Raw genomic sequence first — 18,829 nt, 5'->3', positions numbered from 1 at the left:
TTAAAATTTGTATTATGGGACAATTAAGCAACAGAACGATAGCCGTGCTATCTGAGAACGGCTTTGAAGAATCAGAGCTGACCAGTCCGGTTCAACGCCTTCGCGAAGAAGGAGCTACTGTGCATATCATCTCTTCCGAGTCTGGAAAAATCCAGGCCATGAAAGGCGATCGCGACTGGACGATTGAAGTAGATGTAGACAAGACCTTAGCGGAAGCAAACCCAGGCGACTATACCGGCTTGCTCCTTCCCGGCGGTGTACTGAACCCCGATTCACTGAGAAAGAATGAGGATGCCCTCAGCTTTGTTAAAGCATTCTTTGAAGCAGGTAAACCAGTGGCTGCCATTTGTCACGCGCCACAGGTATTGATCTCTGCCCAGGTTGTGGAAGGTCGAAAGCTGACATCGGTAAAAACGGTTAAGGTAGACCTTGAAAATGCCGGGGCAAACTGGGTAGACGAGGAAGTAGTGGTAGACCAGGGACTGGTAACCAGTCGCGGTCCGCAAGACTTACCGGCCTTCAACGACAAAATTGTAGAGGAATTTGCCGAAGGCGTACATGAAGGTCAGCATGCCTGATGGCAGTTGACCGTTCACTTATAAAAAAGGGCCTGATTAAAATCAGGCCCTTTCTCTTATTGGAACTTCTTGGCGTTTATCTTACGCTCATTTTCTGTGAGATATATTTTACGCAGACGCATGCTCTGCGGAGTCACCTCAATGTACTCATCCGCCTGGATATATTCCATGGCTTCTTCCAGCGAAAACTTGATCGCAGGCGCAATACGGGTGTTGTCGTCACTTCCTGAGGCACGCATATTGGTAAGCGCTTTACCTTTTACCACGTTGATAACCAAATCATTGTCGCGGATGTGCTCACCAAGGATCTGCCCCTCGTAAATGTCTACACCAGGCTCTACGAAGAACCGCCCTCTATCCTGCAGTTTATCGATTGAATATGCTGTGGTGGTGCCCTTCTCCATAGATACAAGTACGCCATTCATGCGTCCAGGAATTGTTCCTTTCCATGGCTCATAAGCCTTAAAGCGGTGCGCCATGATCGCCTCACCTGCTGTGGCGGTAAGCACATTATTCCGGAGGCCGATAATTCCGCGTGAAGGAATCTCAAATTCCAGGTGCTGAAGATCTCCTTTTGGCTCCATGATATGAAGTTCGCCTTTACGTTGTGTAACGAGTTCGATGACCTTACCGGCAACTTCCCCGGGTACATCAACGATCAGGGTTTCAACAGGCTCACATTTTACGCCGTCAATTTCTTTTACGATAACCTGTGGCTGGCCCACCTGGATCTCATAGCCTTCGCGACGCATAGTCTCGATAAGTACAGACAAGTGAAGAATACCCCTTCCGTAAACCAGATATGCATCAGGCGATTCTGTCTCAACCACTTTCAGCGCCAGGTTCTTCTCCATTTCTTTATACAGACGTTCCTTAACGCGTTGTGAAGTCACAAACTTACCTTCTTTACCAAAGAACGGCGAGTTATTGATCGTGAACAGCATGTTCATCGTAGGTTCGTCAATCTTAATTACCGGCAGTTGTTCTGGTGCATCAAAATCGGCGATAGTATCACCAATCTCAAAACCTTCTATCCCTACAACCGCACAGATATCACCAGATTTTACCTCGGCAACCTTGATCTTACCCAACCCTTCGAAGGTATAAAGTTCCTTTACTCTCGACTTGACCATTTTGCCGTCGCGCTTGATCAATGTTACCGGCTGGTTTTCTTTGATGACTCCACGGTGTACACGGCCAATAGCGATACGACCTACGAATGAAGAATAATCGAGCGATGTAATCTGCATTTGCAGCGTACCTTCGTTGACGGGTGCAGGAGGTATATTCTCAACAACTGCATCAAGCAACGCGAATATATCCGTCGTCGGCTTTTTCCAGTCGGTACTCATCCAGCCCTGCTTAGAAGATCCGTAGATCACCGGGAAGTCGAGTTGCTCCTCAGTAGCCTCCAGGTTAAAGAATAATTCAAAAATCTGTTCGTATACTTCTTCCGGACGGCAGTTTTCCTTATCCACTTTGTTGACCACCACTATCGGCTTCAACCCTAGTGATAAGGCTTTCTGCGTCACAAACCGGGTTTGAGGCATAGCTCCTTCGAAGGCATCACATAACAGAAGCACACCATCGGCCATCTTCAGTACGCGTTCTACTTCTCCACCAAAGTCGGCGTGACCGGGAGTGTCTATAATATTGATCTTAACATCCTTATATTGGACCGAAACGTTTTTAGAAACGATAGTGATACCGCGCTCACGTTCCAGGTCATTGTTATCAAGTATTAACTCTCCTGTTTGTTCGTTGTCCCGAAAAATGGAACAGGAGTGTAAGATCTTGTCAACCAATGTGGTTTTGCCATGGTCAACGTGCGCTATAATAGCTATGTTTCTGATTTTTTGCATAAATGCCTTGTAAAAATTTGGCGCAAAGATACGGTTTATTTTTATAAATCAACTTGTTATACTAGACTAAGATGACCGATTTGCTCCTGGCACATACACCATTGTGGTTATAAAATGGTAAGCAACGAGAAGCATGATAACAGGGAGATAACAGGGGGTTAACAGGGGCATTACAGGGAGATCATAGGGCAAAATCCCAATTAGCCCCCTTATAAAACCCTGTTAAATAACTGTTGAAATTGAACTAAAAGTTAAACAAGATCATTGCCGTTAGGATTTACATTGGAGAGACCAAGTTTTGATTTCTAACGCCTATATTTGACTTATGGATTTTCAGGTTGTACTTGCAGGGTTATTATTTGTGGCCGCACTGTTCTATATCGGTCGCCTGGTATACCGTTCTGTATCGCCCAAGCGAAACGGCTGCGGCTCTAACTGCAAATGTGGTGTAGATTTTTCGAACATTAAGCCCTAGCAGCAATGCTCCAGCGCTTCAAAGAGTACCTTCAAACCAAAGTTACCATTACAGATGAGCAGTTTGGTTTAATTACCGCGCACCTCAGGATAAAGGATTTTGACAAGGGTGAAATGATCCTGATGAAGGGCGAAGTGTCATCGCATGTGTACTTTGTACTGGAGGGGCTGCTGAGAAGTTATTCTATTGACAGCAAGGGAAAAACACACATTATTCAGTTTGCACCGGAGCAATGGTGGCTATCGGAACGGAATGGCATCCTGTTTAATGAGGAGTCGGAGTTCTTTCTGGATGCTGTAGAGGCTACTAAAGCAATCGTGCTGCCTAAGGATTTTATTATGGAATCTTCGAAGGTTGTACCCTGCATGGCCGACCTGAACAATACCATGCTCAATAATGCGATCCGCTTTATGCAGCGCCGCATCAATATGCTGTTAAGCGCCACTGCTGAAGAGCGATACCTGAATTTTATTAAACTCTATCCCAACCTTACGCTTCGCGTTCCTCAATGGATGATCGCCTCTTATCTCGGCATTACACCGGAATCACTTAGCCGGGTTAGAAAAGATCTGGCGCACAGGAATTTCTTAACATAGGTCAACGTCCGGGGAAAACCGCATGCCTAATTTTGTGTTGTTGAAAGACAGTAATTTGTTAACTCTAAAAACACGATAATTATGGCAACAACAACATGGACACTCGATCCTACACACAGTGAACTTCAGTTCAAAGTGAAGCACCTGATGATTACTACGGTAACCGGCAGCTTAAAGATTTTTAATGCATCGGTAACCACCGAGGGTGATGATTTTGAGAACGCCCAGGTAAGTTTCGAAGCGGAGACCGCGTCGATCGACACTGGAAATTCGGACAGGGACAATCATTTAAAGAGTGGCGATTTCTTCGACGCAGAAAAGTACCCTTCTATCAGCTTCCGATCTTCTGCTATAACAAAAGACGGTAGTGATTATGCCGTTCAGGGCGATTTGACAATTAGAGATGTAACCAGGCCGGTGAAACTGACCGCAGAATTCGGCGGTATTGCGACAGATCCATGGGGGAATACCAAAGCTGGTTTTACCTTAAGTGGTAAAATTAACAGAACGGACTTCGGGCTTACCTGGAATGCAGCACTGGAAACCGGAGGTGTGATGGTAAGCGAAGAGGTTAAGATTGCGGGTGAGCTGCAGTTTGTGAAAGGAGCTTAACATGAATGCAATGAAAAGTGTGTCGGCCGTGCTAAACGCGCCGGCACCACATATGGTAGGCGATGGATTCCGGGTACACAATTTCTTTCCGAATGGATACAAAATAAATATGAGCCCGTTTTTCCTGCTCGACTATAATGCCAGGATCGAGTTTTCGGCCAGGCAGGAGCCCCGGGGCGTGGGTGTGCATCCGCACCGTGGCTTTGAAACAGTTACAATAGCCTATCATGGCGCCGTGTCGCATCACGACAGTGCAGGCAACAGTGGCACCATTTTCCCGGGGGACGTGCAATGGATGACTGCGGGTCGTGGGGTATTGCACAAGGAGTATCATGAGCAGCAGTACAGCCTTACGGGCGGCCCGTTTCAAATGGTGCAACTTTGGGTAAACCTGCCTGCGCGGTTTAAAATGACAGATCCGAAATATCAGGACATCAGACGTGGAAATATGGCTGGTTATTCGCTCGAAAATGGCGGAGGCGTTGTGGAGGTAATTGCTGGCGAATACAAGGGGCTACAGGGGCCAGCCAGTACGTTTTCTCCTCTGCATTTGTATAATGCGCGCTTAAATGCTGGCGGGAAAGCTGAGTTTACGCTTCCGGCTAGCTATAACACGGGCTTTATGGTGGTGGATGGAAGCGTGCGGATTAACGGATCCGCTGATGACGAAACAGCCATAGCCGTAGCCGATCAGTTTGTTCATTTTGAGCACTCTGGTGCCCTGATTGAACTTGAGGCCATAGAGAATGCTACGGTACTCATCATGAGCGGAGAGCCTATTGACGAACCCATTGCACAGTACGGTCCTTTTCTGATGAACAAACCGGAAGAAATTGATCAGGCGATTGCCGACTATAATGAAGGTAAGTTCGGTTACCTGGAATGACCTGCCTTTTGGATAAGGCAAACCGCGTAGGCCACCACGCCCTCTTCGCGCCCAATGAAGCCCATTTGCTCATTGGTAGTGGCTTTTATGGAAATGTCCTCGACCGGTATACCCGTAGCTTCGGAAATATGTTGCTGCATAGACGGAATATGCGGATTGATTTTAGGCGCTTCGAGGCATAGCATGGCATCTATATTGCCTATAAGCCATCCCTTTTCTGAAAGAAGTTTCACGGATTCTCTGAGCAGGATCAGACTGCTTATGCCTTTCCACCGGGGATCGGTGTTTTTGAAATGAAAGCCAATGTCGCGGAGATTAGCGGCGCCAAGCAGTGCGTCGCAAATCGCATGGAGCAAAACGTCTGCATCGGAGTGCCCGTAAGCCCCCTTGTGGTGAGGCAGTGTTACGCCACCTACAACGAAAGGATGACCATCTTTTAACTGGTGAACATCAAACCCGAATCCAACTTTTATCTTCATGGTGCTGCTTATTTCAAACCGCTTTACTGCGGGTGACCAAAATTAAGCAATAAACCTAACCTAATCGTATTGGCGACAAGATTCTGTTGCGTATTCGCAATCAGATAAGAAAAATCGACTTGCAGCCACTGATGCTTTAGTCCCCCGCCCACTGTAAAATACCGCTGCCCGTTATCCCATAGTCCGTAGTGATAACCCGTCCGGAGCGCGAAACGGTTTCGGCACCAATATTCCATACCCACAGCGGTCCAACCTTCGGTATTGTAATCCGCCGCCAGCGTGAACTCATTATACTCGCCGAACAGTATTGTTGATGCCCCGCCGATACGGACAGCGGATGGCAGGGTTTGCTCTTCTCCCAGGCCGCCGGTTGTATTTACATGCATGCCGATGTTGGCGATATGAATACCGCCAGCGACAATAGCTTCCATGCCCATGATATGGGCTGGCCTCTTGTAAAATGTCGAAACATCAACAGCCATAGCCCGAACATCGGTAAAAGCTGAAGACATATACCTTAAACTCGTTGCCAGCGAAAACTGGTCGCCAAACTTACGGGCATAGGCCAGATCAAAGGCATATTCTCCTGGGGCAAACGTACCTAGATCTTGCTGACCAATGTCTGTCAGCCTGATTTCGCCTGCCGAAAAGAAACGGAGTGAAGAGGCCACCGCGCCATTTTGACCTGCACGAAAAAAGCTGCTGACGTAAGCGAGGCCGACGTCGCTTACGGCATTTGGCATCCATGGGCAGTAAGAAACGGCTAATCCATAGTCACTTTCTGCAAATGCGAGTTTAGCGGGGTTAATGCTTGGTGTGTTGGCGTCTGGACTTACGGCTACACCCGCACCAGCCATTCCGCCCGATCGAGCGTCGGGCGTGATCAATAACACTGGAAACAAGGTAGCACCACCCGGCTTCCCTGCATGGTTAGAAACGGAAGTCTGAGCTGCAAGTTTTGTAGCGCAGATGGCAATGCATACGCCCCATAAAACGCTTGCTGTTGACGAGGAAAATCTCATGGGCTAAGTTAATAAGTATTGATGTTTGGGCACAAATGCCTTAAGTTTTTTTGTGGAGTGCTTGTTTTTTCGTATTTTTAAACGTTATTGTTACAACTGCGACCGATCTGATGAAAAACATTTACATCTACACTTTGGGTTCTTTTTTAATGGCTGTGACGCTGCTTTCCTGCAAGCCTAAATCGGCCGTGTCCGACAAAACCGGAATGGCTTATAATAAACAGGAATACGGCGGCTTTCAGGTGAACAACAAGTTTAAACGGGGCCCGGGACCAGGTCTGGTGGAAATTGAGGGTGGTGTCTTTGTGATGAGCGGAAGTGCTATCGCCATTCCCGGCCAGGAGCTTAGTGAGTACAATCATAAAAGGGAGACAACAGTTTCGTCCTTTTACATGGATGAAACGGAGGTTTCAAATACAAACTGGCTGGAATATCTGAACTGGATCAGAACAAACTTTCCAACTGATTACGAATATTATTACAATGAATTGCCCGACACATTGGTGTGGCGCAGGCCTCTTTCTTATAACGAGCCGTATGTGGACAACTATCTGAGGCATCCTGCCTATCAGGATTATCCGGTAGTTGGTGTGAGCTGGGAACAGGCAGAGCGTTATTGTGCGTGGCGGACAGATCGGGTTAATGAACTTCTGCTTCGCGAGCGTGGTTATATGACCAGTTTCCGGGACTTGAACGGATCAAATGGCACGGCGGCTAATGCCACTACCACGAATAGATCTACCGCGCCGTTTAGTACTGGTGCTTATCTTACCGGGCAGCATGATGACAGGGGAAAAAACGCAATTAAGGACCTGAATCCGGCAAACGCAGCAGCAGGCCAAAACGCCGGGGCAAACTCAGGCACCAGAAATGTCAGGTTAGAAGATGGTATCCTGAAACAGCCGTATCGCTTACCTACTGAGGCAGAATGGGAGTACGCAGCATTAGGGCTCATTGGCAATACCCAATATGAAAATATTTACGAGAATAAGATTTATCCTTGGAGCGGACTTGGCGTAAGCTCTGCCAAGAAAAGTACCCGCGGTATGATCTTGGCGAACTTTAAGCGTAGCAAGGGGGATTATATGGGCGTAGGGGGCTCTTTGAACGATAAAGGGGGGCTGACGGTTGCAGTGCGCTCGTATTTGCCAAACGATTTTGGTTTGTACAATATGGCAGGCAACGTGAATGAGTGGGTAGCCGATGTATACCGGGCGAAGACCTTTGAAGCGGCCGATGCGTTTAACCCGTACCGTGGAAACTTTTATACCGATAAAAAGGTTGCTGATCCTGCTACTGGAAGGGTTGAACTAGACAAGTATAACAGGCCTGTGATGGTTGCCGCTGCTTCGCCCAGAAAACAAACCTGGGCGGAAAAACAGGCTGCAGCTGCGGCTGGTGTACCAGACTCTGCAAGGGTAACTGCATATGCGGATCAGAGAGGTTACCGTGACCCGGCTACAGATCTTTATGGCGAAACGACCTTGATTAACGATAAATCGCGTGTATACAAGGGCGGTTCATGGGACGATCAGGCTATGTGGCTAAATCCGGCTGCCCGGAGATTCTTGCAACAGGATCAAAGTACTGCTGATATAGGCTTTAGATGTGCTATGACTATGCTTGGTGCACCGGAGATTAGATCAACTGGTAAACCGCAATTCAAGCAGCGCCAGGCGAAGCCTTTTCGGTCAAGATAAGGATTTAATGAAATTGAATCAGCACCTGGTTCTTTTCTACTTTATCGCCTTGATTTACGAGAATCTTTTTAATTGTAGCATCCGCGGGTGCCTTAATGCTGTTTTCCATTTTCATTGCTTCTAATACGACCAAACCTTGCCCTTTGATTACCTCCTGCCCTTCAGTGACCGGCAGGCTTAGTACAAGGCCAGGCATGGGAGCTTTCAGCTCCTTTACTTTTCTGGCGGAAGCTGCATCTATACCCATCTTCTTTAAAAGATCGTCGAACTGGTCGGTAAGACTTACTTGATAGATATTGCCGTTGACTTTGACCTGAGCGGTCTTTTCTTCACTGTTATGCGCAACCAATTCTACCTCGTACGATTTGTTATGGTGAAGAACGTGCAGGTTTCGTTCTCCAAGCTCTTCAATATCGAAAAGGACTTCTTGATTGTCTATCTGAATGGTGTCTTTACCGACTGTGATTTCAAATATCTCCTTATCGTTGACTTTTGCTTTCATACCTATTGTGTTAATGCGTATTGAATCAGATTGGCACCCATTTTAAGCGCCTGCAAACGACTTTCCTGTGTGTCGCCTGGATATGTGCCATAGTCTTCCCATCCGTTGCCTAAATCACTCTCATAGCTGTAAAAGCAGATCACCCGGCCTTTGAGGATTAGGGCTAATCCTTGTGGGCGCTTATTGTCGTGTTCATGGATTTTGGGAAGTCCCTTTGGAAATTTAAATTTTTGATTGTAAATAGCGTGGCTGACTGGTAACTCTGTAAAACTGAGTTCAGGAAATACTTTCTTCATTTCCTTTCGGATAAACCGGTCAAGTCCATAATTATCGTCAATATGCAGAAATCCACCAGCAGTAAGGTATCTCCGAAGGTTGCTGGCTTCGCTTTCACTGAAAACAACATTTCCGTGGCCTGTAAGATATATGAACGGATAGTTGACAAGCTCCGGACTGCCCGCTTCTATAACGACCTCCTGAGAAGCAAAGTTCGTGAGCAGGTTCTTGTTACAAAAGTCAATTAGGTTGGATAAAGCGGTACGATTTGCATACCAGTCGCCCCCCCGCTATACTTAAGCCTGCCGATCTTGTAGGTTGGTACCCGAAAACCTATAAGAAGAACTGCAGCCAGGCAGGCCAGAGCAAATATATATCCTGGCCTTTTGTTCATCTGTTTAAGTAATTAATTTCAAAACATGCGGCGAGTGCAGCGGTCTCTGTACGCAACCGTGACGACCCAAGTGAAACAGGTGCGTAACCTTTATTCCGGGCAAGTTCAATTTCTGAGGACGCAAAATCACCTTCCGGACCGATCAGTATAGTATATCGCTCATACGGGCGACAAAGTTGACTGATGTAGGCCTTCTCACTGTCTTGTTCACAGTGTGCGATTAGCTTGCGTTGTTTGAGGTTACCGTCAACAGCAGAGCTGATATCAGACCGCAGAAAATCCGTAAGACTGGCCTGAGCATTCAAAATCGGATGATAGGCTTGGAGCGACTGCTTAACTGCAGAAGTGATGACCTTTAAAAGCCGATCATGCTTAACCACTTTCCGCTCCGAGCGGCTGCATATAACTGGAGTGATTTCGTCGATACCGATTTCAGTAGCCTTCTCCAGAAACCATTCGAGACGATCGATGTTTTTTGTAGGCGCAACAGCTATATGCAGGTGATGATTCCGCTGTTGATGATTTTGCTTGGATTCAAGAATATGAAGGTGCACATTCCGCTGACTTAAAGAACTAATCTCCGCGGTATACAGCCCGCCTCTCCCATCTACAAGGTGCACAACGGAACCGCGAACTAACCTGAGTACTTTGATACAATGCCTGCTTTCTTCCTCATTCAAGACATATTGATCTGAATTGATGTCTGGTGTATAAAAAACATGCATAGCACGGATTTAGTGGTTATCTACCATGTCGCTCTTGTTGATGACGAGTTCAAGTTTGATGGTTTCAATATTTTGCTCTGTCTTCTTCAAAATTGTGAAGAGATAACCGTAGCATTCTTCACTGTCGCCAACTTCGGGGATCTTACCGAAAGAATGGGAAACCAGTCCGCCCACAGTATCGAAGTCACCATCTTCCGGCAGATCGTGCGGCAAATGCTCGTTGACATCATAAACAGTTGCATAGGCATTCACGATGAACTCGTTGTCTGATACCCTTTCGACGATGGGCTTTTCTTCATCATACTCATCCTGAATTTCACCAACAATCTCCTCCACAATGTCTTCGAGAGTTACCATACCCGCGGTACCACCGAACTCGTCTATTACAATGGCAATTTGTATGCGCTTCTGCTGAAGCTCACTGAGCAGGTCGTTAATTTTCTTGGTCTCAGGTACAAAGTAGGGCTTCCGTATAATGTCCTTCAATGCCCAGTCTTTGTTATCGGCCAATAATGGTAAGATATCCTTGGCATGAACGATACCGACGATCTTGTCAATTTGCTCGTCATAAACCGGCATACGGGAATAACCTTCATTAATAACCATGGCAATGACCTCCTGCCGCGGAGCGGAAAGCTCCACTCCGGAAATTTTGGTTCTGGGAACCATGATGTTCTTAACAACACGCTCGTTAAAATCAAACACGTTCTTGATAAGCTCGTGCTCATTGGTGTCAAGCGCACCGCTCTCTTTACCCTGATCAAGCAGGTAATATAGTTCTTCGGTGCTGTGCACCGATTCATGACCTCCTACACTGGATATTCCAAACAGCTTCAGGATAACATTGGCTAAGCCGTTGAGCACAAAAATAAAGGGTCGGAAAACCCAATAGAAGGCCTGAAGAGGCAAAGATACGAATAAAGTAGTAGCGACGGGACGTTGGATAGCGACCGACTTAGGTGCGAGCTCGCCAAACACGATGTGCATCACCGTTATGAAAAGGAAAGCAATAATCGTTGATATGGAAGAGATATAAACTTCAGACAGGTTAAAATTGATCAGCAGATCATGGACAATAGTGTGCATGACAGATTCACCAACCCAACCCAGACCCAAAGAAGCCAACGTAATACCCAGCTGAGTAGCAGCTAGATATCCATCGAGGTGTTGTGTGATGTGTTTTGCAATGTTCGCTACACGGCTCCCGGATTTGGCTTTAATCTCGATCTGGGATGCCCTGACCTTGACAATAGCAAACTCAGCTGCTACGAAAAAACCGTTCAGTGCTACTAAAAAGAATGTTAAGAATATCTTAAAACCTTCCATTAAGACTGATTATTTCTAAACTTTTGGTTGTAAAGGTCTATACTTTCCTGTATGACTTTATGTGCATAACGAACTCCAAGCAAATGTTCTATTGTAACCTTCTTTTCCTCAAGCGCTTTGTAATCCTGAAAAAATTTGACGATTTCCTTCATAGTATGCGGTGGCAGATCGGCCAAGTCATTAATATAGTTTACAGACATATCGTTCTTTGCCACTGCAATGATTTTATCGTCCTGCTCGCCATTGTCTACCATGTGCATGACGCCAATAACCTTAGCTTCGATTATAGAAAGCGGATATACATCCACTGAGCAAAGCACCAGAATATCCAGAGGGTCGTTGTCATCACAATAGGTTTGAGGAATAAACCCGTAATTGGCCGGATACATCACCGAAGAAAAAAGAACCCGGTCGAGTTTGATCAGGTTGGAATCTTTATCAATTTCGTACTTAGCTTTCGATCCTTTCGGGATTTCGATGATTGCGTTTACTGTAGTTGGCAGGTTGTCTCCAGGGGATACGCTGTGCCACGGGTGATTGTCGTATTTACTCATTCGTGTTTATTGTTCAAAATTTGTTTGTTCGTCCTCAGCAACCTTTACTACTCGTTTTCTTACAAAGGTAATAATGAGCGGGATTGTTGTTATTAAAATGAATCCAATTATGATGTATAATAAATAATCATTGATTTCCTTTTCAAACCGTCGTCCAAGGAAATAGCCCAGCAAAGTTAATGATGCTATCCATATTATAGCACCTGTAATGTTATATAATGCAAATCTCCTGAAGTCTAACTTTACCACACCAGCAAAAATCGGTGCAAAGGTCCTGACTATAGGCACGAAGCGTCCCATAATCAGCGCGAAGGCCCCCTGCTTATGATAATATTCTTCTGCTGCTTTGAGGTAGCGCTTTTTAAAAAAGAAAGAATCCTTTCTTTGATACAATACCGGTCCGGTTTTCCGGCCAAACCAATAGCCGGTAAAGTTCCCAAGTATTGCTGCAATACAGAGTGTAAAGATCAATAAATAAATGTTCACGTCCAGTTTCTCGGTGGCCACAAACATTCCCGCCAGGAAAAGCAGGTAATCTCCGGGGAGAAAGAAGCCGAAAAAAAGACCGGTCTCTGCGAAGATCACGAAGGTTACTACATAAAAACCACCTTCTCTAAGTAATTTTTCGGGGTCTACAAACTGGTGTAAGGCGGTCCAGAGATCTTGCATAGTTCAATTATTCGTAAAACTACAAATAATTATCTAGACATGTGTTTATATCAGATCTAAAATTAGCCCTGGATAAATGCCCACTGCGATGGTAACAACAAGCGAAAGAAAGACAACGAGGCGGTACTGAAAGGGGCTGTCTAAGGCAATCCCATTTCCTTCTTTGAAGTACATGGCAACAATCACTTTGAAATAGTAGTAGAAGCCGACCAGCGCATTTAAGATAGCAAAAGCAACCAAATAGATGTGATATTCGTTCATCACATTCAGAAACATCAGATATTTGCCGATAAAGCCTGCGGTCAATGGAATTCCAGCGAGTGACAACATGGAGACGGTAAGCGCGAAGGCCATAAATGGGTTCAATTTAGCTAAACCATTGAAGCTGTCGAAGTGGTCGTTTCCCGTCTTCTGCTTTACAAGGATTAAAACAGCAAAAGCAGTAATACTGGCAAAACTATATGCAAGTGCATAGACCAGAACGTTGCTGGCTGACGAAGATGTAAGCGTAACGAGTGAAAAGAGCAGATAACCCGCATGAGATATGCTGGAATATGCAAGCATACGCTTAAAGTTACGCTGAAATAGTGCTGTGACATTGCCTACCAGCAACGTAAGGAATACTAGAGCTAACACCGGAGAGAGCCAGAAATCGTGTAGCGGCGCGAGCGTGTCGGCAAATAAACGCAGCAGGGCAGCGAAGCCGGCGGTCTTCACTGCAGTAGACATAAATGTTGTAATTAACGTAGGTGCACCCTCATATACATCTGGCGTCCAAAAATGGAACGGAGCAGCACCTATTTTGAATGCAAGCCCAATAAGCAGGAGAATTAGACCTGGATAGAAAAGAGACGACACTTCTGCGTGGTTACCGACGAGATAATTCTTGATATCTACCAGATTAAAGGAACCGGTCGCTCCATAGATAAGGGTAATTCCGAACAAGAGGAAGCCTGTGGAAAAAGCGCCCATCAGGAAATACTTTAAAGAGGCCTCATTCGAAGCGAAATTACTTTTACGGATTCCAGCAAGAATGTAGAGGCTTACCGACATAATCTCCAAACCTATAAATAGCATGGACATATTGGTATAGGAGACCATGATGACAATACCCGCTAACGCAAACAAAATCAGCGTCAGATATTCTGCAATATTGTCACTTTGTGACGAAAAATAATTCTCAGTTAAGAGCAGGATTAAAATCGTGGAAAGTACTGTTATAGCGGTAAACGCAAGTGCGAAATTGTCCATTTGCATCATTCCGAAGTACACACGGCTGGTATTCCAGGATGTGCATACAAATACTAGCGAGATTGCGAGACCAGCAAGGCTAATAGGAAGCAACGCTTTACGGGCTTTAAACAAGCCGGCGTAAAGTACTACTAGGGCAGTGACAGCAATGGTGATTATGATGTTCATTTGTTTATTTTACCGATGTTAATTTTTGGGATACTTGTTCTATTAGTTGCTGTACGGCGGCTTCGGAGAGCCCGAGAACGGGTTTAGGGTAAACGCCTAGCACAATGGTGAGCAGGCATACGATTACCAGTACAATACGTTCGGAACCTTGCACGTCCGTGAAAGATGAAGTTGTGTTGCTTTCCGGGCCAAGCATAATCCCCTGGTACATCCGCAACATATACACTGCTCCGAAAATAATGGTAAGACCTGCGACTACAGCGATCCATGCACTATACTGATAAACGCCTATAAGCAAAAGAAACTCTCCAATAAAGCCGCTGGTTCCCGGTAGCGCCACTGTGCCCATTATGATGATCAATGTAGCAATTGCCAAATGCGGTGCCTTGGCAGCAATACCCCCTAATTCAGCTATCCTAGTTGTATTAACTCTCCGGTTTATAATATCAAGCACCAAAAACAAACCGATGACATTAACACCATGACTCAACATCTGAATCATTGCTCCTTGCAGGCCTTGTGTATTGATTACAAATACGCCGGCAGAAATAAGACCAACGTGGGCTATGGAAGAGTATGCAACGAGCCGCTTGCTATCCTTTTGTGTAAAAGCTATTATAGAAGCATACACAATGCCAATCACAGAAAGAATGATAGCGAGATGGCCCCACTCCTGTATTCCCAATGGAACGACAGGCAACAGCCACCGAATGAGCCCATATATTCCCATTTTAAGCATTATACCCGACAACAGCATCGTACCCGAGGTAGGTGCCTCGGTGTAAGTATCCGGCTGCCAGGTGTGAAATGGGAACACAGGCATTTTTATAGCAAAGGCAATGAAGAAAGCCCAGAATACCCAACCCTGTTGGACAACGTCCAAATTCAGACTATAAAAAGCCTGTAGATTGAAATTTGATTCTGGATTCTGTAAAAAAAGGTAGATGATACCTAAGAGCATAAAAAGTGATCCGCCTATAGTATACACAAAAAATTTCATGTTTACCCTGATCCGGTCTTTGCCTCCCCATACTGCACAAATAAAATAAATTGGTATGAGTGCAGCCTCCCAACCGATGTAAAACAAAAAGGCGTCCATAGCTGTAAACACAAGTAACAGTCCACTTTGCATGAAGAGGATGAGTGCGTAAAATGTTCCCGGATGCTTATATTGGTGAGGAAAACTAGACAAAACAATCAATGGAATGAGTGCATTCGTCAGAAGCACAAGAATAATGCTGATCCCATCTATTCCAGCATGAAAATCTATACCCAGCTGTTGTATCCAGGGATAACTTACTTCAAACTGCACGCTGGAGTCGGGTGTGAATTTGGTAACAAGGGCGGCAGTAATAAGTAAAGAGACTAGTGATGAAACCAAAGCCACAAACTTCGAACTGTTGCCCGAAAAAACGGTAATCAGTGCACTGAGCAAAGGAAAGGATATCAGAAGGAGTATTAGTTCCATTAGCAGTTTTTGAACGACCTTTTATAAAGATAAATATGTATATAATAGCAGTGATATAATACCGGCAACCATCATGAAGATATAAAATCCAACGTTCCCGGATTGTAAAAGGCGCAGGCCTTTGCTTGTCTCAGCGGTTCCGGCACCAAGTCCGTTAACGAGCCCGTCCACGATCTTCTTGTCGACAACCTTATAGAATAATCCAGAAGCCGCATCAAGTGGCTTCCTGAATAGGGTGTCGTAAAGTTCGTCAAGATAGAATTTATTATAGGAGACCTTAGCCAGCATCGGACGTTCGGTCTCGTCGGAAACCGGCACCTGGGCTTTCTTAATATATCTGGCATATGCAATTATTATGGAAATAATTACCCCCAAGACGGAAACAGCCATCAATATATACTCGGTTGCGTGATCTGGCGTTTCGCCTGAATGTTTAATTACCGGGCTTAGCCAGTGGGATAGCCAATGACTTCCACCAAGTGCTTCAGGTACGCCCAATACACCTCCGACCGCCGACAATATTGCTAAAATAATAAGGGGGATAGTCATCGATGTGGGAGACTCGTGGATCTTTTCCTCGCCATAATGGGTTCCCCGATATTTGCCGTAAAATGTTAGAAATAACATTCGGAACATATAGAATGCCGTTAAGAATGCTCCAAAAAGAGCCACCATCCACAATACTTTGTTATGCGCGTAGACGTGGGCAAGGATTTCGTCTTTGGAGAAAAAGCCTGAGAATGGAGGCAGTCCTGCAATGGCTATGGTGCCGACCAACATTGTAATAAAGGTTACAGGTAGGTTCTTCCGCAATCCACCCATATGCCTCATGTCTTGCTCATGATGCAGGGCATGAATAACTGACCCTGCACACAAAAATAGAAGCGCTTTAAAAAAAGCATGGGTAATCACATGAAAGAATGCTCCTGTGTAAGCTCCAACTCCCAGTCCAAGGAACATATAGCCGAGCTGTGACACAGTTGAGTATGCGAGCACTTTCTTGATGTCATTTTGAGTGAGCGCGATGATCGCTGCCATAATTGCGGTCACCAATCCGACGATGGCTATAATATTCTGTACCATTGGTGCAAGATCGAAGATAACGCTGGATCTCGCGATCATGTATATACCTGCAGTTACCATTGTGGCCGCGTGTATCAATGCCGAGACGGGGGTGGGTCCGGCCATAGCATCGGGGAGCCAGGTAAACAACGGCAACTGTGCGGATTTACCGCAAGCTCCGATAAACAGCAACAGCGCAATTAGCGTAAGGGTCGAATCTTGTGCCAAGAGGTTTTGAACCTGGGGAAATACCTTGGAGAACTCTACACTGCCAAAGGTGGTGAATATGAAGAATACTGCAAGAAGGAAACCCAAATCGCCAATTCGGTTCATCACAAATGCCTTTTTCGCTGCAGATGCATAATTGCCGTTTGTATACCAAAACCCGATCAAAAGGTAGGAACAAAGGCCTACACCTTCCCAGCCGATAAACATAACGACATAGTTAGATCCCAAAACCAGGATTAACATGAAAAAGATGAAAAGATTGAGATAACTGAAAAATTTGCCAAACCCCGGATCGTCATGCATGTAGCCGGCGGAATATACATGTATCAGAAATCCGACACCAGTGACGATCAACAACATGATTGCACTGAGCGGATCTACTAAGAATGACAGGGGGATCTGCAGATAACCAGACGAGATCCAATCAAACAGGAAGACTTCATGGCTCTTTCCAACAGACGAACTGAGTTCTGTGAAGATGGCAATACTAAGGGCAAAAGAAAGAAATATCGCGCCGCTTCCTATGAAGCCTATCAGACTCTTTGAAAAGGTATTTCTTCCAACTCCGTTGATCAACGAGCCGATCAGCGGGATTAATGGAACCAGCCAAACTAAATCTAGTATCATTTTTTCTTCCATCTATTTATTACCATTTAAGGCGATTCAGTACATTAATATCTATGGATTGTGTGTTGCGGTAGACCATCACTATTATACTTAGCCCTACGGCTACCTCTGCTGCAGCGAGCGCCATTATAAAAAACACAAACACTTGGCCGGATGCATCATTGTGGTGCACTGAAAAGGCGGTAAGCAAAAGATTAACTGCATTAAGCATAAGCTCGACAGACATAAATATAACAATAGCATTGCGGCGCGTGAGCACGCCGATCACGCCTATTGTGAAAATAATAGCGCTTAACCAGAGATAGTGGTTTAGCGGCACGGCCTGCAGTTGATTTGTAATTTGATCCACTATACTTTTTCTTTCTTTGTTAACAATACTGAACCTACCATTGCTGAAAGCAATAAGATAGATGATAATTCAAAAGGTAACATAAACGGCCCGAATAGTTGTTGGCCAAGGTTTTTTAATAAGCCCAATCCCGGATCTTTTAATAAAACTGGATTTGATACGGTAGTGGCTTTCATGGAACCTATAAGAGTAACTACCAGGCAGCAGCCAGCAATAGTGCCAGTCACTTTAACCAGTGTGGATTTTAGTGGCTCATTGTCTTTGTTCAGGTTGAGCAACATCAACACGAAGAGAAATAGCACCATAATGGCACCCATATATACAATGAAGTTGACCACTGCAAGAAATTGTGCGTTCAACAAAATGTAATGCACCGTAAGGGTAAAGAAGGTGAGTATGAGATAGAGAACACTATGCACCGGATTTCTGGAAGATATAACCATCAGCGAAAACACAACACTAAGAGTAGCTACGAAATAAAATACAGATGCGCCCATTTATTTCTTATTTAAGGGTTGTTCCACCAACTTATCTTTTCCATAGATGAAATCCTTTCGCAAATAATCCGCTGGCACAATAGGACCATCCAGATAAATTGCCTCTTTTGGACAGGCTTCTTCACACAGGCCACAAAAGATACAGCGAAGCATATTGATCTCATAAACGGCTGCATATTTCTCTTCCCGGTAAAGATTCTTCTCTTCAGGCTTGCGCTCCGCAGCTACCATTGTGATGGCTTCTGCCGGACAAGAAAGCGCACAAAGGCCGCAGGCGGTGCAGCGCTCTCTTCCTTCTTCATCTCGCTTAAGAGAATGCATACCCCTGAAATTGACGGAAAATTCACGTTCTTGTTCCGGATACCGAATGGTTGCCTCCTTTTTAAAAAGATGACTAAATGTTACTGAAAGACCTTTAGCGATAGCAGGGAGATACATCCGCTCTGCTAACGTAAGCGGCTTTTGTGCGAGAACTTTCTTTTTATTGGTTAATGGCTCCATTAAACCTCCTATAGTTATCCGA

22 protein-coding genes are annotated in these 18,829 nt (G+C 45.2%); 6 read left to right on the top strand and 16 right to left on the bottom strand.

Annotated features, from left to right (window positions below):
* Window positions 1-14 precede the first annotated feature (14 nt).
* A complete protein-coding gene (locus J3P40_RS03855; RefSeq protein WP_256003122.1) occupies window positions 15-578 on the top strand; it encodes a type 1 glutamine amidotransferase domain-containing protein in 564 nt (187 codons plus the stop codon).
* A 56-nt stretch (window positions 579-634) separates the two neighbouring features.
* Here J3P40_RS03855 and typA read toward each other — a convergent pair whose 3' ends face one another.
* The gene (gene typA / locus J3P40_RS03850) at window positions 635-2,440 is read right to left on the bottom strand and encodes a translational GTPase TypA (protein ID WP_256003120.1); all 1,806 of its coding nucleotides are present in this window, start codon (window positions 2,438-2,440) and stop codon (window positions 635-637) included.
* A 325-nt stretch (window positions 2,441-2,765) separates the two neighbouring features.
* Here typA and J3P40_RS03845 point away from each other — a divergent pair, with 325 nt between their 5' ends.
* The 4 genes from J3P40_RS03845 (at window position 2,766) to J3P40_RS03830 (ending at window position 5,009) form a co-directional block, all read left to right on the top strand.
* Window positions 2,766-2,915 (top strand): FeoB-associated Cys-rich membrane protein, encoded by a 150-nt coding sequence (locus J3P40_RS03845; RefSeq protein WP_256003118.1) that lies wholly within the window; start codon window positions 2,766-2,768, stop codon window positions 2,913-2,915.
* 5 nt (window positions 2,916-2,920) lie between these two features.
* The gene (locus J3P40_RS03840) at window positions 2,921-3,511 is read left to right on the top strand and encodes a Crp/Fnr family transcriptional regulator (protein WP_256003117.1); all 591 of its coding nucleotides are present in this window, start codon (window positions 2,921-2,923) and stop codon (window positions 3,509-3,511) included.
* An 81-nt stretch (window positions 3,512-3,592) separates the two neighbouring features.
* Window positions 3,593-4,123, top strand: a complete 531-nt coding sequence (locus tag J3P40_RS03835; protein WP_256003116.1) for a YceI family protein — start codon at window positions 3,593-3,595, stop codon at window positions 4,121-4,123.
* Window position 4,124: 1 nt separating this feature from the next.
* A complete protein-coding gene (locus tag J3P40_RS03830; RefSeq protein ID WP_256003115.1) occupies window positions 4,125-5,009 on the top strand; it encodes a pirin family protein in 885 nt (294 codons plus the stop codon).
* Here the strand turns inward: J3P40_RS03830 and ispF are convergent.
* A complete protein-coding gene (gene ispF / locus J3P40_RS03825; protein WP_256003113.1) occupies window positions 4,997-5,488 on the bottom strand; it encodes a 2-C-methyl-D-erythritol 2,4-cyclodiphosphate synthase in 492 nt (163 codons plus the stop codon). The genes J3P40_RS03830 and ispF overlap by 13 nt on opposite strands.
* Window positions 5,489-5,511: 23 nt before the next feature.
* On the bottom strand, window positions 5,512-6,510 hold the full coding sequence (locus tag J3P40_RS03820; RefSeq protein ID WP_256003111.1) for a PorV/PorQ family protein: 999 nt from the start codon (window positions 6,508-6,510) through the stop codon (window positions 5,512-5,514).
* Window positions 6,511-6,620: 110 nt separating this feature from the next.
* Here J3P40_RS03820 and J3P40_RS03815 point away from each other — a divergent pair, with 110 nt between their 5' ends.
* Window positions 6,621-8,210 (top strand): SUMF1/EgtB/PvdO family nonheme iron enzyme, encoded by a 1,590-nt coding sequence (locus J3P40_RS03815; RefSeq protein ID WP_256003108.1) that lies wholly within the window; start codon window positions 6,621-6,623, stop codon window positions 8,208-8,210.
* A gap of 4 nt (window positions 8,211-8,214) precedes the next feature.
* On the opposite strand, the gene J3P40_RS03810 is transcribed toward J3P40_RS03815, so the two are convergent.
* The 13 genes from J3P40_RS03810 to J3P40_RS03755 are packed head-to-tail and all read right to left on the bottom strand — an operon-like array spanning window position 8,215 to window position 18,807.
* Window positions 8,215-8,712, bottom strand: coding sequence for an acyl-CoA carboxylase biotin carboxyl carrier protein subunit (locus J3P40_RS03810; protein ID WP_256003106.1), 498 nt, complete (start codon window positions 8,710-8,712; stop codon window positions 8,215-8,217).
* Window positions 8,713-8,714: 2 nt separating this feature from the next.
* Window positions 8,715-9,233, bottom strand: a complete 519-nt coding sequence (locus J3P40_RS03805) for a DUF4159 domain-containing protein (RefSeq protein ID WP_370687723.1) — start codon at window positions 9,231-9,233, stop codon at window positions 8,715-8,717.
* A complete protein-coding gene (locus tag J3P40_RS17795) occupies window positions 9,233-9,382 on the bottom strand; it encodes a hypothetical protein (RefSeq protein WP_370687708.1) in 150 nt (49 codons plus the stop codon). Before J3P40_RS17795 ends, J3P40_RS03805 begins: the two co-directional genes overlap by 1 nt.
* Window positions 9,379-10,107, bottom strand: coding sequence for a 16S rRNA (uracil(1498)-N(3))-methyltransferase (locus J3P40_RS03800; protein WP_256003105.1), 729 nt, complete (start codon window positions 10,105-10,107; stop codon window positions 9,379-9,381). The genes J3P40_RS17795 and J3P40_RS03800 overlap by 4 nt, the downstream gene beginning before the upstream one ends.
* Window positions 10,108-10,116: 9 nt before the next feature.
* Window positions 10,117-11,433, bottom strand: coding sequence for a hemolysin family protein (locus tag J3P40_RS03795; RefSeq protein WP_256003104.1), 1,317 nt, complete (start codon window positions 11,431-11,433; stop codon window positions 10,117-10,119).
* Entirely contained in the window at window positions 11,433-11,987 is a 555-nt protein-coding gene (locus J3P40_RS03790; protein ID WP_256003103.1) for an inorganic diphosphatase, read from the bottom strand. The genes J3P40_RS03795 and J3P40_RS03790 overlap by 1 nt, the downstream gene beginning before the upstream one ends.
* A 6-nt stretch (window positions 11,988-11,993) precedes the next feature.
* A complete protein-coding gene (locus J3P40_RS03785; protein WP_256003102.1) occupies window positions 11,994-12,656 on the bottom strand; it encodes a DedA family protein in 663 nt (220 codons plus the stop codon).
* A gap of 45 nt (window positions 12,657-12,701) precedes the next feature.
* A complete protein-coding gene (locus tag J3P40_RS03780; RefSeq protein WP_256003101.1) occupies window positions 12,702-14,075 on the bottom strand; it encodes an NADH-quinone oxidoreductase subunit N in 1,374 nt (457 codons plus the stop codon).
* Window positions 14,076-14,079: 4 nt separating this feature from the next.
* On the bottom strand, window positions 14,080-15,543 hold the full coding sequence (locus J3P40_RS03775; protein WP_256003099.1) for a complex I subunit 4 family protein: 1,464 nt from the start codon (window positions 15,541-15,543) through the stop codon (window positions 14,080-14,082).
* 21 nt (window positions 15,544-15,564) lie between these two features.
* Window positions 15,565-17,457 (bottom strand): NADH-quinone oxidoreductase subunit L, encoded by a 1,893-nt coding sequence (gene nuoL, locus J3P40_RS03770; protein ID WP_256007050.1) that lies wholly within the window; start codon window positions 17,455-17,457, stop codon window positions 15,565-15,567.
* A 22-nt stretch (window positions 17,458-17,479) separates the two neighbouring features.
* Window positions 17,480-17,809, bottom strand: coding sequence for an NADH-quinone oxidoreductase subunit NuoK (nuoK, locus tag J3P40_RS03765; RefSeq protein ID WP_256003098.1), 330 nt, complete (start codon window positions 17,807-17,809; stop codon window positions 17,480-17,482).
* Window positions 17,809-18,306: an NADH-quinone oxidoreductase subunit J family protein gene (locus J3P40_RS03760; protein WP_256003097.1), complete on the bottom strand. Its 498-nt coding sequence runs from the start codon at window positions 18,304-18,306 to the stop codon at window positions 17,809-17,811. The genes nuoK and J3P40_RS03760 overlap by 1 nt, the downstream gene beginning before the upstream one ends.
* A complete protein-coding gene (locus J3P40_RS03755; protein ID WP_256003096.1) occupies window positions 18,307-18,807 on the bottom strand; it encodes a NuoI/complex I 23 kDa subunit family protein in 501 nt (166 codons plus the stop codon).
* Window positions 18,808-18,829 lie beyond the last annotated feature (22 nt).

The organism is Pedobacter deserti (assembly GCF_024436415.1).
In the GTDB taxonomy this organism is placed as follows: Bacteria; Bacteroidota; Bacteroidia; order Sphingobacteriales; family Sphingobacteriaceae; genus Pedobacter; species Pedobacter faecalis.
The sequence above is the reverse complement of the archived record's forward strand: the minus strand, read 5'-3'. Positions and strand labels throughout refer to the sequence as shown.

Coding starts and splice junctions, on each gene's coding strand:
- J3P40_RS03830 (WP_256003115.1), top strand. CDS start 4,125: ATGAATGCAATGAAAAGTGTGTCGGCCGTGCTAAACGCGCCGGCACCA.
- J3P40_RS03820 (WP_256003111.1), bottom strand. CDS start 6,510: ATGAGATTTTCCTCGTCAACAGCAAGCGTTTTATGGGGCGTATGCATT.
- J3P40_RS03815 (WP_256003108.1), top strand. CDS start 6,621: ATGAAAAACATTTACATCTACACTTTGGGTTCTTTTTTAATGGCTGTG.
- J3P40_RS03835 (WP_256003116.1), top strand. CDS start 3,593: ATGGCAACAACAACATGGACACTCGATCCTACACACAGTGAACTTCAG.
- J3P40_RS03780 (WP_256003101.1), bottom strand. CDS start 14,075: ATGAACATCATAATCACCATTGCTGTCACTGCCCTAGTAGTACTTTAC.
- J3P40_RS03855 (WP_256003122.1), top strand. CDS start 15: ATGGGACAATTAAGCAACAGAACGATAGCCGTGCTATCTGAGAACGGC.
- typA (WP_256003120.1), bottom strand. CDS start 2,440: ATGCAAAAAATCAGAAACATAGCTATTATAGCGCACGTTGACCATGGC.
- J3P40_RS03795 (WP_256003104.1), bottom strand. CDS start 11,433: ATGGAAGGTTTTAAGATATTCTTAACATTCTTTTTAGTAGCACTGAAC.
- J3P40_RS03760 (WP_256003097.1), bottom strand. CDS start 18,306: ATGGGCGCATCTGTATTTTATTTCGTAGCTACTCTTAGTGTTGTGTTT.
- J3P40_RS03785 (WP_256003102.1), bottom strand. CDS start 12,656: ATGCAAGATCTCTGGACCGCCTTACACCAGTTTGTAGACCCCGAAAAA.
- J3P40_RS03755 (WP_256003096.1), bottom strand. CDS start 18,807: ATGGAGCCATTAACCAATAAAAAGAAAGTTCTCGCACAAAAGCCGCTT.
- J3P40_RS03800 (WP_256003105.1), bottom strand. CDS start 10,107: ATGCATGTTTTTTATACACCAGACATCAATTCAGATCAATATGTCTTG.
- J3P40_RS03810 (WP_256003106.1), bottom strand. CDS start 8,712: ATGAAAGCAAAAGTCAACGATAAGGAGATATTTGAAATCACAGTCGGT.
- J3P40_RS03845 (WP_256003118.1), top strand. CDS start 2,766: ATGGATTTTCAGGTTGTACTTGCAGGGTTATTATTTGTGGCCGCACTG.
- J3P40_RS17795 (WP_370687708.1), bottom strand. CDS start 9,382: ATGAACAAAAGGCCAGGATATATATTTGCTCTGGCCTGCCTGGCTGCA.
- ispF (WP_256003113.1), bottom strand. CDS start 5,488: ATGAAGATAAAAGTTGGATTCGGGTTTGATGTTCACCAGTTAAAAGAT.
- J3P40_RS03775 (WP_256003099.1), bottom strand. CDS start 15,543: ATGGAACTAATACTCCTTCTGATATCCTTTCCTTTGCTCAGTGCACTG.
- J3P40_RS03840 (WP_256003117.1), top strand. CDS start 2,921: ATGCTCCAGCGCTTCAAAGAGTACCTTCAAACCAAAGTTACCATTACA.
- J3P40_RS03790 (WP_256003103.1), bottom strand. CDS start 11,987: ATGAGTAAATACGACAATCACCCGTGGCACAGCGTATCCCCTGGAGAC.